We start from the raw sequence: 12,125 nt of genomic DNA, 5'->3' as shown, positions 1-12,125 counted from the left end.
TTATGACAGATATTCGGCGCAGTCTAACCAAACGGTTGATGGAGAGAACGCAAGAGGCGACGATAGTTGCGCGATTTGCGAAAAACGCCATCAATGCAGTGGGATATGCTATATTTGATATAAAAAATTTAGACCTCCAAGCGGTTCAGCGTCTGCCTGCTGTTTACCCAGGGTCAAAGAGCGAGGTCGCTCGACCCGTGCCGTTGGGAGGTTCTAAGGAGCTTCATGTTTCGGACCTGCCGCCGGTAGAGCCGTTGGTTTTTAACAACCTCCAGGCACAATCAGGTTCATCCGTGTTCCGTCATCATAGCAGTGCATTTGTCGGGTCGGAGATTTATGAGCACCTAGATCGTGTCCGCATGGATAATGAATACGAAACATGCATCGTTCAAGGTGATCGCGTTGCGTTAAAATGTTTAGGTGTAACCAAGATTGACAAGGGAATCTGTGCATTCGGACAAGGCAGTTCCAATTGGTACCACTGGATTGCAGAGTACTTGCCAACGGTGTTGCTGTCGCAGCACTTGCCAAGTGCTTATGCTGGATACCCTCTGTTGGTGCCCGAAGCGGCCCTCACGGTACCATCATTTAAAGACACGCTGGATTTATGCCGTGGAGGACGAGATGTTGTGCCGATGAAGGAGGCTCAACTCTACGAGATCGCTGAGTTGCTCTATCTACCTCCTCAAGTCAGTGGGCCGTTCAATGTCAGAGCTGGATATTGGCCTGAGCCAAAGGATTACACGCAAAACATTGATCTGATGCATGAACTCAGAAATCTGATCCTGAATGCACTTGGTGTCCAACGCACGGGTGACGAACCGAAGAAAGTGTTTCTGGCCCGCCCGCCTGGTACTAGATCTTATAATCAGGACGAAATCATAACCGCTGCAAAACAACGCGGGTTTGAGCCGGTTCGACTAGAGAAGCTCAGTTTCAAAGAACAAGTCCAACTGATGCACAATGCGGATTTTGTCGTCGGGCCGACAGGCGCTGCGTTCACAAATACTCTATTTATGCATGCGCACAGCAAGAGTTTGATCTGGGCTCTGCAAGAGTATTCTGGATCATGCTTTTTCTCGAATCTGGCCCATGTCTGCGGAAGCGAAATGACCTACTGCTTCCTGAATTCCGGCACTCCGATCAGCGATAGTTTCGAGGCCTTTCGGGCATCTTATCATCTACCAGTCGATACTTTTTGCCATCATATCGATACGCTGCTGGACGAAGAACGTGAGGAATGACGATCTGAAGCGCTGTCGGTGGCGCTTCAGGCGAAGATCAGGCAGATCCGTCAATACTTACGAAGTACTTCTAGGTGCTTTGCTTTGTCTTTTTCAAACTGTGCGCGCGTGTATTCGAATAGAACATCTAACGCATTACGCCCGGTTTCGATCGCTCCAAATCGGTTATGAAACGCAAGAGTGCGCTCGTTGTTTTTGCGAACGTCGAAAACCGACTTTTGTAAGCCCAGCCGTTCAAAGCCTTGAACATAAATGAGAAGCGCGCTTTCCAAAGCAGCTTTTGCGGGTTTGTTTTGGTCAAGAATCCAGCTTCCCCATGTAAAATGGTCTGCTTCAAAATCATACAGTCGCACCAGGCCACAGGGCTGCGCATCGGCTAATCTCTCGATGACGAAATAATACTCCGATCCTTTAGCCTCGCGTTCTTTGTAGCGGCGTAACCAATCTTCTTGATCCTGCACCGTGCCTGTTACCTCGGAGAGATAGCGATTATATGTAGGATCGATGCGTAGGCCATAAATGTACGCGGCGTCTGACGGTTGTGCCAATCTGAGAGCGAGGCGGACGCCTTCGATTCTACTGTCATCAATCTGAGTCATCAAATCCATTCTCATGGCTATTGCGGTCATTGCATGGGGTCCAGAGCTAACGGTTGCATTCCGTTGCCCTTGAGGTCATCTAGAGTGGGCGATAGTCGCACCTTGAGCGCATGGGAGCAAGCACACCCGTGGCTCATCAGCTAACCAATTGATGATAGATGGTCTCACATGGCGCACATCCCTTTTCTTGATCTTCGTGCAAGTTACGTGGCTCTGCAGGCAGATATTGACGCGGCGGTTGAGCGAGTTCTGGCAAGTGGGTGGTATATTCAAGGCCCGGAGCTTGCTCAGTTTGAGCAAGCGTTTGCCGCCTACTGCGGTGCAGATCACTGTGTCGGTGTCGCGAGCGGCCTTGATGCCCTGATTTTGTCGCTGCGGGCGCTTGACCTGAAGCAAGGCGACGAGGTCATTGTACCGTCACATACATTCATCGCCACATGGCTGGCCGTATCCGCTGTGGGGGCCGTTCCTATCCCGGTCGAGCCTAACCCCAACAGCTACAATCTCGACCCTGATCTGATTGAGGCTGCGGTCACGCCAAATACCCGTGCGATCATCGCGGTTCATCTCTATGGGCAGCCCGCAGATCTGGACCCGATCCTGACGATTGCAAAAAAGCACAATCTGGCGGTGGTAGAGGATGCGGCGCAGGCCCATGGGGCGGAATATAAATCCCGTCGCATCGGCGCGCATGGTGATATCGTGTGCTGGAGTTTTTATCCCGGCAAGAACCTTGGCGCGATGGGAGATGGTGGCGCCATCACCTCAAACCGCGCGGATCTTGCCGAGCGGGTGCGCAGTCTCGGGAACTACGGGTCCAAGAAGAAATATGTGAACGACGAACAAGGAACTAACAGCCGCCTTGACCCGCTGCAGGCTGCAGTGCTGGCGGTCAAGCTCAAGCATTTGGATGCTTGGACAGAACGTCGCCGTGAGATCGCAGGGCGCTACACTCATGAGCTTCGGGGGGTTGTTACACCGCATGTTCCCAACTGGGCAAACCCGGTCTGGCACCTATACGTAATCCGCCACCCCAAGCGGGACGACCTGATGCAGCAACTCGCGGACGAGGGGATTCAGACTTTGGTGCATTATCCAATTGCTCCGCATTGTCAGGAAGCCTACCGCGACCTGAGCTACGCCAAGGGGGATTTCCCAATCGCAGAAACGCTTGCGAACGATATGCTGAGCCTTCCGATTGGGCCGCAGATGTCTGATGACCATCAAACTCAAGTGATTGAAACGGTGAACCGCTTGGTGGACGCACTTTAACCTGTCTTGCACGGATTATCTATGACGTCCTATTCCCTCACGTATATCCTGTTGACTTACAATCAGCGCGACACGGTTAAGGCTGCGGTAGAAAGCGCCCTTGTGCAAGATGTGCAGCCTATGGAGATCGTCATCTCGGACGATTGTTCCTCTGATGGTACTTTTGCAGAAGTCGAAGCTGCCGTTTCTGGGTACTCCGGGCCTCATCGTGTGATCCTGAACCGCAATCCCGAGAATTTGGGGCTGGCTGGCAATCTCGCAAAAGTGCATGATTTGAGCACGGGCGACATTATTGTTGCAGCAGCTGGAGATGACCTGTCTGAGCCTCAGCGGTGTCAGAGAATTCTGGAGACCTTTGTAGAGGAAGCCCCGCTTCTTCTGTGTTCTTATGCAAAGGTGATCGATCCTGCGGGGCAGCCCGTACCCGGCAATTTTAAAACGGCGCTCTTTTATGGTGACGAGTGGAGCCTGAAACAGGTTGCCAGATCCAAATCTCTTTATATCGGTGCAACCGGCGCTTGGCATCGATCCTTGTACGAGGACTTTGGGCAGATGGCACCGGGATCCTATGAGGACCTTGTTCTAGGGTTCAGAGCTGCGCTTCAAGGCAGGGTCTCGCTCATCAAAGAGGAACTGGTGAGTTACCGACTGGGATTTGGAATCACAAGTTCCGATGCTTATCTGGCGGATGTCACCAGCTATAAGAAGCGACGGCTGAGTGGGTTTTTGGCGCAAAAGGCTGTTATGCACCAACGTGAAGCCGATGCGCGAGAGTTTGGCCTGAGCGATAAGTCCCCCGTGATGCGAGTGCTGAAAAAAGAGCAGCGCAAGGCGGATCTTGGCATTTCTTATTACCAGGACACCCCCTCAGCGTTTGCAGCGAAAGCCCTGCGCCACCCGCTTTTGATGCTAGTGATAGCGCGCGCCGAGCGTCGCCGGGCCCGCAAATTCTTGGTTAACTGTAAGCCAGTAGGATGAAGAAACGTGGTTGAGATAAGCGTTTTATTGCCGATCTACAACGGTGCAAGTTATCTTGAAGAGACCCTTAAATCACTGTCTTGTCAGAACTTTTCTAATTTTGAAGTATTGTGCATTGATGACTGTTCGAGCGATGAGAGTGCGGATATAGTCCGTCGCTATGCCGAACAGGACAGTCGTTTCGCCTATATTCATACCGGAACCAATTTGGGCAGTGCGGCCAAGGCGGTGAACTTTGCTGCCGCAAGAGCCACAGGGCGCTGGTTTGTATATAGCTCTCAGGACGATTTATTCTCTGCCGATTGGTTGGAAAAATTACGTGTGCGCGCCCTTGAGACAGGAGCGGACGCAGTGTTGCCGGACGTGGAGTTTTATCGCGCTGATGGAGGCGGTCAACGCAAGATCATAGGGTTCCATGGTGATCGCAGCGCGATACTGACGGGGCGGGACGCATTTGTGGCTTCACTTGATTGGAGCATTCCGGGAAACGCCCTGTGGCCGATTTCTTTCTTGGTGGACCATGGCTTCAATGACTTCGGCGCGTTTGCCGACGAGTTCACCGTGCGGCAGTTCTTTTTATCCTGTACTAAAGTCGCCTTTTGTGACGGTGTTTTTTACTATCGTCAGGACAATCAGGCTGCCATCACAAAAAAACCGAGCGCTGGCTTGCTGGACATTCCAGATACATCTTGGCGGCTATGGAACTTGATTGTGAATAGCGGCTTCGGCGCGGAGGTTCACAGCCCTTTTGCATTGCGTACCCTGCGCGCGACAATCCGCGCCAGAGCTTTGCTTTTGAACAATCCCTCGCTGAACCGTGAAGCGCAAATTGTGGAAGAGACATGGCAGTCTCTTCGGGCAAGCGCGGCTTTTCAGGGGTCGCTTGCTGCTTGTTCAGGCAGCGCCTTTCGAAAAGGTATCTATGGCCTTGCCGCCTGCCATCGAGGCTGGTTTGAGACATTGGCACGGGTCTCAGCCTTTTGGGCGCGTCGCAAACGCGCTAAGTAGCGTAGAAGAGACATTACAGACGCGCTCTCTGTCGTCGATTTTCATGAGCCAACCATCTAGGACACATCAGGTATGCTTCAGAATATTGCTCAATTTGGATCGGATGTTTGCATGATCGATCTCCCTGTCATTTCCGACCCGCGAGGGGATTTGACGTTTATGGAGGGCAATAACCACATACCTTTCGACATCAAGCGAGTATATTACCTTTACAATGTCCCGGTGGATTCAGAGCGTGGCGGACATGCTCATCGGGAGTTGGAGCAAGTTGTGTTTGCGCTGTCTGGCAGCTTTCGGATGCGCATCGATGACGGGCGAAACAAGGCCGATGTGTGGCTAAACAACCCCCGAAAAGGACTTTATCTCCGGAATATGATCTGGAGAGAGATCGACACCTTTAGTCAGGGTGCTGTGTGTATGGTTCTGGCTTCTCATCCCTATGATGAGTCGGACTATTACCGCGAGTATGATGAATTTATTCGTGACGTGTAACAGCCACGGCGGTGTCATGTCCCGAGCCGACTGTTTTCAGCGACTCCCTTTTGTTGAAAAGCAAGCGTCGCCTGTCAGTTATTCTCTGAATACCTCTATACGGCGGTCTACGACAATGGAACGGCGTTGACGTTGATCGCCATCTTGAAACGGCAGAGGGGTTGCAAGGTCGAGAGGTACTAAAGTGCCCGGGATTGTCAAACGAAGCGCTGCAAACTTCGACAGATCTATTCTGAGTATCATTGTGTCTGTTTAAAACGGCAAGTGACTGGTCTTGGGCTTGTTGTTGAGACTTTCTGGAGGGCGCGGGTCTGGCGGGTTAAACCAACTGTGCCGTTTCCGCAGATGTGGATGATGGGGCAGGGGTGCGGGCAAAGGCCAGTGCTTCGCTCAGCGGCAGCGCGCCGGCGATATACCATCCCTGTATTTCGGTGACGCCGCAGGTTTTGGTGAATTCAAATTCGCTCCGCGTCTCAACACCTTCGGCCACAACCCGGTATCCGAGATCGCGGCACAGCCCGGTGACGGTTTCATAGAGTTTGCGGCCCTTCTGTGTGTCGACCTTTGCCAGCAGACTTTTGTCGATCTTGATCTCATCCACCGGAAGCGTTGTCAGCCGGCCCAGATTTGAATAGCCCGCGCCAAAATCGTCGACAGAGAGGCGGATACCTGCGGCCAGCAATTTCTTGATGTTTTTTGTGATGCCAGAGCCACCGATAAAGCCGCGTTCGATGATCTCGAATACGACATTTTTACTGGCAAACTTTTGGATGAGGTAATCAACAAATTCGCTGTCTGCAAAGGACTCTGGGTTGAGGTTGATGGAAAACGTGAGGTCGCTGCCGAGAGTGTCGGCGCGGGACATGTCTTCGAGCACGCGGTCGCAGACCCATCTGTCGAGGATCACCGAAAACCCGGCCTTTTCCAGCGTATCCAGAAAATACGGCCCCTCCACCGTGCCGTCCTGCATTTGAATGCGCAGCAATGCCTCAACGCTGGTGCATGTGTTGGCGCGAAGATCCAATTTGGGCTGATAGTGCAAGACGAGATCGCTGCGGCGCAGATCCTCGACAACCTGTCTGGTTTCCCGGTGTGAGCGCAAAATAAAGCTCTGCGCGCCATAGAATTTCTGGGAATAATCGCTGCCGATGGCATCGCCCAGATGCAGTTTTGCCCGCAGCGCCTCGCGCAGTTCGGTTGAGCTTTGTGTGCGGCTGTAACGGCACACAAAGGGGGCGTAAATCGCTGTGGTTGTGGCGAGAAGAAACAGCTGAAACAGGACCATATAGCTGCTTCCGGTGAGCAGATATCCGTTGAGACCAACCGGCGCGACCCAGGGCACCGATGCGCCGCCGAATTCAAAGATGCCAAGTTTCAGAACGCCATAGGCGATGGTGAAATTGACGATGGGCGCAAGGAGAAAGGGGATAAGCAAAACCCGGTTCAGGATAATCGGTATCCCGAAAATGAGCACCTCGCTGATGTTGAACAGGGCGAAGGGCAGGCCGAGATAGGCCACGGCGCGCATGTATCTGTCCTTGGCCGTTAGCAAAATGGCCAGCGCCAGACCCAGAACGGAGCCGACGCCGCCCATGCCGATGAACACTTCCAGAAATTTCTGCCAGGTGAGGCCGGGGATGATGTCGCTTTGCAAATCGCCGCCGGTGATCATGGACATGACATTGGTGCCATGAAAACCGACGAACCAGATCAGATGCGCCAAGGTCGACCAGATCGCAACGCCAAGGGTGCCGGGGATCGCGTTCAGAACATATGCGATGCCTTGGGTCAGCGCCTCAACGAGGTGATACAGCGGATAGATCAGCGCCGCGCCAATGAGTGTCGTGAGCGTCAGCGGGACAATCAGGGTGACAGGCTGAAAGACCGCCCCCTGCGCGTATTGCCGTGCGACGGAGCGCAGCAGCCGCGACATCGTCGCAAAGATCCGCAACATCAGGATCGGCAGGATCATTACCGTGAGCGAGGCGTTGAAGGACGTCTCTTGCGCGCCGTTGCCGACCAATTGTTGCGCCATGAGATAGGTGGTGAGGGCGAGGAGGACTCCGCTGACCCGGTCTACCTCGAAAAAGCCTGACAGGTAATAAGACAGGGCCGCGGTCAAGGCGAGCGGATAGATGAGCGCAGGGATCTTGCCTGCCTCAACCAGCAGGGTGTCCGGTATAAGGTATTGGTTCGGGAGGAAGATATTTAAGCCGTTGATCAGGACGATGATGATCGACGACAAAAGCGCAACCGGCAACAGGGACAAGAAGGCCTCCTGCACGCAGATGCGGAATTCGGAAACCCGGCGCGCGAAGAGAGTCATCGCGGTAATCCCTTTTTACCTATCCCTTTGGGGCGCTTGATCGCGGTAGCGCCGATGGCCCACCCGTGCCCAATGGGAGATACTATTCAAAAAACTAAACTCAGCGCATGGCTCGGTCGGAGTGTGCGCAGTTCGCGTAGGGCTTGCAAGGGGGTTTTTGCAGTATCGCAATGAGTGTGCTGGTTTTGTTTCGCTATCGTCTAAATTGTATTTCTAAGGTGCCGGAGTTACCTATCTGAGCGAAAAATCTCTTGATAGGCGGTCTCAATCTCTTCCTGCTCCGCATCGGTCAGGGCTGCAAATTCATTGGCTCTGGCGCGGCGAGAGAGGGTTCCGTCGTTTTGCTGCAGAAAGCGAAACAACAGATCAATGGTGCGTTCGGGCATCTCGATCAGAGCCTCCACGCGGGCGCGAAAGGCGTCGTAGTTTTTCAGAAACGCGGTCTCGGCGGGGAGGTCTTCGTCAATCGTTTGTTGCACACAGGCATAGAGGAATTCCGCATGTGGCGTTGCATCGAAATAGCGGTAGAAATCGCCCGTTTCATTGAGGACGCGGATGTTGAATTTCTCGGTTGGCTCCCACGCGATCAAGGGCAACAGGCGGGTGGAATAGCTCTCCAGAACGGAGCGGTAGTCGTCGATCCGTTGCAGGATGGCGGCGGAGACCGGGAAGGTGACCCCCGGTGGGTTAAAGCCGCGCTCGGCGAGGACGTGGTGGATCAGGTAGCGGTGCAAGCGGCCATTGCCGTCCTCGAACGGGTGGATATAGACAAAACCAAAGGCGAGCACTGCCGCCGCGACCACGGGGTCGCTGTGCCGTGCGGCCCCCTGATCAAAGGCGATCATGCCATCGGTCAGCGCGGGCAGGTCGTCGTGCCTTGCGCTGATGTGATCGGGCAGGGGCATACGGGTTTCGCGGTCGTGATCCCCGACAAAGCCACCTTCGGCGCGAAAGCCCAGCCGGATAAAGCGGGCGTCGCCAATGACAATCCGTTGCAGACGCAGCAATTCGTCCCGGTCCAGAGGCTGGCGGCCCGCTTCACCAATGGCGCGCCCCCAGCGCTGGATGCGGTCCTGTGGCGGGCGCTCGCCTTCGATGGCGTAGCTGGAGCGGGAGTCCTTGAGCAGCAAGAAGGCCGAGGTCCGGGCAAGGAGATCGCGGGGCACATCGGCCACCACCGCGCGGGCGCGGGCGGGCAGGTCCATGGCGATAAAGGCCTCCAGCGCGGGCGTGCGAAACACCAGCGGGCAAAACTCCGGCGTGCCGGGCAGGTTTTTTTTCACCCGGTAGCGCGGCGCGGTCTCTCCTTCAGTGGCAAATTGCTGCTCCGGGTCGATCACCGGGACATAGCGGCCACCCTCTGCATCCGGCAGGTCCAGCGGCTCTTGCATGAGCCATTCATAGAGAAACCAGATGCGCCGGGCATAGCTACCGGTGGGTTTGCGGCGGATGATGTCACTGATCGCGGCGCCGCCGGTGGTTTCAAACAGGCGTTTGAGCACGGCGAGATCGACCCCCTCGTATTTCAGGGCAAAGGTCAGATGGCCGTCGAGATCGGCGCTTGGGGCGTGGCGCGGCGTCAGGATGCGCCATGCGTCATCCTCAAGGATGCGGTGGTGCTGGCCGGTGGCGCTGAGTTTGCGGGGCAGGGGGACCGCGAGCGCATAGGCGTCGATCAAGGCGCTATAGCCCGCTAAAGTCGCGGTCTCGGGCAGGCGGCGTTCCTGAAAAACGATCCTTGGCCCTGAAAATTGAATCTCATGAGTAGCGTTCATGAATTACGTTCCTTAGCGTGACATACTTGTCACTCAGCTGCTGCGGTCTGAATTTTGTTCCTCGTACATGAAAAATGTCTCCAAAGATACCTGATCTGCGAAAAACGATACCTCAGCGCGTGAAATACCGCTCAAAAGCCGCCGCCCTGCATGAACGTCTGAGCGGCGGGCAGGGGGCCGCCTGAAACCTGGGGCGGAGGGCGGCGCTATTGTTTTATGGCGGCACAGACCCAAGGTTGAAGGTCGGTGACCCCGGCGCAGGGATGCTGCGCGCCGCTGTTGGAAAGGTCTGTCTTATGCTGAACGCATTGCTTGTTCTTGGGTATGCAGCCGTGCAGATCTGCGCGTTGGTTTTTGCGTTTCGGGCGATCCAGATCACGCGCACCTCGCAAGGGGCGGCGGCTTGGGTGGTGTTCCTTGTGGCGCTGCCGCTGGTTGCGGTGCCGGCCTATCTGTTCCTGGGAAGCTGGCGCATCGGCGGCTATGTGGTGGCGCGCCGCGAGGTCAAGGACGTGGCACATGCCATATGCAGCCATGCCAAGCTGAACCGACCAAATGAAAGCGCGCTGGACGATAGTATCCACGCCTTTGAGGCGATTGCGGGACTGCCAGTTGCTGCGGGCAACCATGTCTCATTGCTGATCGACGGGCCTGCGACCTTTGAGGCGATCTTTGCCGCGCTGGACCGGGCGCAGGACTACGTGCTGGTGCAGTTCTATATCGTCTCTGATGATGAGCTGGGCCGTGCCTTTCGTGACCGGCTCATTGCCTGCGCCAAACGCGGGGTGCGGGTGCGGTTTTTGTTTGACCGGGTCGGCAGTCATAAGCTGCCCAAGGCCTATCTGGAGGCCCTAGAGGAAGCGGGGGTCAAAACCATCAACGTACATGCGCAAACCGGCCCGCACAGCCGATTTCAGATCAACTTTCGCAACCACCGCAAAACGGTGGTGGTGGATGGCACATGTGGCTTTACCGGCGGGCTGAACGTGGGCGATGAGTATATGTCCCGCGATACGTATTTTGGCCATTGGCGCGACACCCATTGCCAGCTGGAGGGACCGATGGTGAGCCAGCTGCAACTGGTTTTTGCCGAGGATTGGTTCTGGGCCACGGGTGAGGATCTGCGCGACATGGTGAACTGGACCGCGCCGCAGATGCCGCAGAACACCAATGGCGTGATCGTGGCCACCGGACCTGCTGATCCGCATGAATACGGTGCGTTATTTTTCTGTGCGGCGATCCATGCAGCGCGTAAGCGGTTGTGGATCGCGACGCCCTATATGGTGCCGGAAAACGATGTGCTCGCGGCCCTGAAACTGGCGGCGCTGCGCGGCGTGGAGGTGCGGCTGTTGGTGCCGGATAAGGTGGACCATTGGCTGCCGTGGCTGGCGGCCATGGCCTATTTCGACGAGCTGCGCGCGGTGGGCGTTGAAATCTGGCGCTATAACCAGGGGTTCATGCATCAAAAGGTGGTTTTGATCGACGATCAGATTGCAGCGGTTGGCACCGCGAACCTTGATAACCGGTCCTTCCGGCTGAATTTTGAATCGACGGCGGTGCTGTTTGACAGGGCGTTTGCGGGCGAGGTGACGCAGATGCTGGAGGCTGATTTCAAGGATGCGTTCCTTCTGGAACAAAGCCTTGGCGCGCGGCCGCTGTGGATCAGAATTTGCGCGCCGATTGCGCGCCTGTTTTCACCGCTGCTGTAAGGAGAGATATGCCCGACCAACTGAGAATAGCCAGCTATAACGTCCATAAGGCGGTGGGGGTGGATTATCGCAGAAGCCCCGAGCGTATTGCGCGGGTGATTGCGTCCCTGAAAGCCGATATCGTTGCTTTGCAGGAGGTGGATCGGCGGCTGACCCCCCGGCCTGCGGTGCTGTCGGCTGCGTCAATCCTGCGCGAAAGCGGGCTGGTGCCGGTGGACGTGGCCACCAATGATGTCAGTCTGGGCTGGCATGGCAACGCGCTTTTGGTGCGCGATACCATCACGGTGCGCGCAGTGGAGCGGCTGCTGTTGCCGGGGTTGGAGCCACGCGGCGCGGTATTGGCGGATCTGGAAACGCCGATTGGCCCGCTTACGGTGGTGGGGGCGCATCTGGGATTGCTGCGCAAATACCGCAGACAGCAGCTGATGCAGATCGCTTCTGACATTGGGCCAGAGCGGCAGGCGCGTGCGGTGATCCTTGGGGATTTCAACGAATGGCGGCGCAAATTTGGGCTGGAGCCACTGTGGGAGGGCTATCACATCCTCAAGACGGGGCCGTCGTTTCACAGCGTTGCCCCCTCGGCGGCGCTGGATCGGATTGCGCTGGGGCAGGCGCTGCAGGCCAGTGACAGCGGCACCCTGCGCACCGCTCTGTCCAAACTGGCCTCGGACCATCTGCCGATCTATGCGGATATCACCAGTGTCTAGGCAGGCTCCTGGCGG

10 protein-coding genes are annotated in these 12,125 nt (G+C 55.8%); 7 read left to right on the top strand and 3 right to left on the bottom strand.

Annotated features, from left to right (window positions below; all coding sequences use genetic code 11):
• Positions 1 to 2 precede the first annotated feature (2 nt).
• Positions 3 to 1,244, top strand: a complete 1,242-nt coding sequence (locus tag K529_RS21680) for a glycosyltransferase family 61 protein (RefSeq protein WP_065335442.1) — start codon at positions 3 to 5, stop codon at positions 1,242 to 1,244.
• A 50-nt stretch (positions 1,245 to 1,294) separates the two neighbouring features.
• Here the strand turns inward: K529_RS21680 and K529_RS21675 are convergent, their stop codons facing one another.
• Positions 1,295 to 1,843, bottom strand: a complete 549-nt coding sequence (locus K529_RS21675) for a GNAT family N-acetyltransferase (RefSeq protein WP_110590764.1) — start codon at positions 1,841 to 1,843, stop codon at positions 1,295 to 1,297.
• 168 nt (positions 1,844 to 2,011) lie between these two features.
• Here K529_RS21675 and K529_RS21670 point away from each other — a divergent pair, with 168 nt between their 5' ends.
• The 4 genes from K529_RS21670 (at position 2,012) to K529_RS21655 (ending at position 5,593) form a co-directional block, all read left to right on the top strand.
• Positions 2,012 to 3,115 carry a DegT/DnrJ/EryC1/StrS family aminotransferase gene (locus K529_RS21670; protein ID WP_005630646.1) on the top strand — a complete coding sequence of 368 codons (1,104 nt, stop codon included), beginning with the start codon at positions 2,012 to 2,014 and terminating at the stop codon, positions 3,113 to 3,115.
• A gap of 21 nt (positions 3,116 to 3,136) precedes the next feature.
• Positions 3,137 to 4,093 (top strand): glycosyltransferase, encoded by a 957-nt coding sequence (locus K529_RS21665; RefSeq protein ID WP_005630642.1) that lies wholly within the window; start codon positions 3,137 to 3,139, stop codon positions 4,091 to 4,093.
• Between the two features lie 6 nt (positions 4,094 to 4,099).
• Complete coding sequence (locus K529_RS21660; RefSeq protein ID WP_065328026.1) at positions 4,100 to 5,101, top strand: glycosyltransferase family 2 protein; 1,002 nt, start codon at positions 4,100 to 4,102, stop codon at positions 5,099 to 5,101.
• Between the two features lie 111 nt (positions 5,102 to 5,212).
• Positions 5,213 to 5,593, top strand: a complete 381-nt coding sequence (locus K529_RS21655) for a sugar 3,4-ketoisomerase (RefSeq protein ID WP_235858792.1) — start codon at positions 5,213 to 5,215, stop codon at positions 5,591 to 5,593.
• A gap of 319 nt (positions 5,594 to 5,912) precedes the next feature.
• On the opposite strand, the gene K529_RS21650 is transcribed toward K529_RS21655, so the two are convergent.
• Positions 5,913 to 7,919: an EAL domain-containing protein gene (locus K529_RS21650; RefSeq protein WP_005630632.1), complete on the bottom strand. Its 2,007-nt coding sequence runs from the start codon at positions 7,917 to 7,919 to the stop codon at positions 5,913 to 5,915.
• 227 nt (positions 7,920 to 8,146) lie between these two features.
• A complete protein-coding gene (locus K529_RS21645) occupies positions 8,147 to 9,694 on the bottom strand; it encodes a Fic family protein (protein WP_046002219.1) in 1,548 nt (515 codons plus the stop codon).
• Between the two features lie 296 nt (positions 9,695 to 9,990).
• Here K529_RS21645 and cls point away from each other — a divergent pair, with 296 nt between their 5' ends.
• Positions 9,991 to 11,403: a cardiolipin synthase gene (cls, locus tag K529_RS21640; protein ID WP_040643937.1), complete on the top strand. Its 1,413-nt coding sequence runs from the start codon at positions 9,991 to 9,993 to the stop codon at positions 11,401 to 11,403.
• 8 nt (positions 11,404 to 11,411) lie between these two features.
• Entirely contained in the window at positions 11,412 to 12,110 is a 699-nt protein-coding gene (locus K529_RS21635) for an endonuclease/exonuclease/phosphatase family protein (RefSeq protein WP_046002220.1), read from the top strand.
• The last annotated feature ends 15 nt before the right edge of the window (positions 12,111 to 12,125 follow it).

Origin of the sequence: Tritonibacter mobilis F1926, assembly GCF_000376545.2 — a bacterium.
Lineage (GTDB): Bacteria > Pseudomonadota > Alphaproteobacteria > Rhodobacterales > Rhodobacteraceae > Epibacterium > Epibacterium mobile.
This window is presented reverse-complemented; position numbering and strand designations above follow the sequence as displayed.

Coding starts and splice junctions, on each gene's coding strand:
- K529_RS21680 (WP_065335442.1), top strand. CDS start 3: ATGACAGATATTCGGCGCAGTCTAACCAAACGGTTGATGGAGAGAACG.
- K529_RS21675 (WP_110590764.1), bottom strand. CDS start 1,843: ATGACTCAGATTGATGACAGTAGAATCGAAGGCGTCCGCCTCGCTCTC.
- K529_RS21670 (WP_005630646.1), top strand. CDS start 2,012: ATGGCGCACATCCCTTTTCTTGATCTTCGTGCAAGTTACGTGGCTCTG.
- K529_RS21665 (WP_005630642.1), top strand. CDS start 3,137: ATGACGTCCTATTCCCTCACGTATATCCTGTTGACTTACAATCAGCGC.
- K529_RS21655 (WP_235858792.1), top strand. CDS start 5,213: ATGATCGATCTCCCTGTCATTTCCGACCCGCGAGGGGATTTGACGTTT.
- K529_RS21650 (WP_005630632.1), bottom strand. CDS start 7,919: ATGACTCTCTTCGCGCGCCGGGTTTCCGAATTCCGCATCTGCGTGCAG.
- K529_RS21645 (WP_046002219.1), bottom strand. CDS start 9,694: ATGAACGCTACTCATGAGATTCAATTTTCAGGGCCAAGGATCGTTTTT.
- cls (WP_040643937.1), top strand. CDS start 9,991: ATGCTGAACGCATTGCTTGTTCTTGGGTATGCAGCCGTGCAGATCTGC.
- K529_RS21635 (WP_046002220.1), top strand. CDS start 11,412: ATGCCCGACCAACTGAGAATAGCCAGCTATAACGTCCATAAGGCGGTG.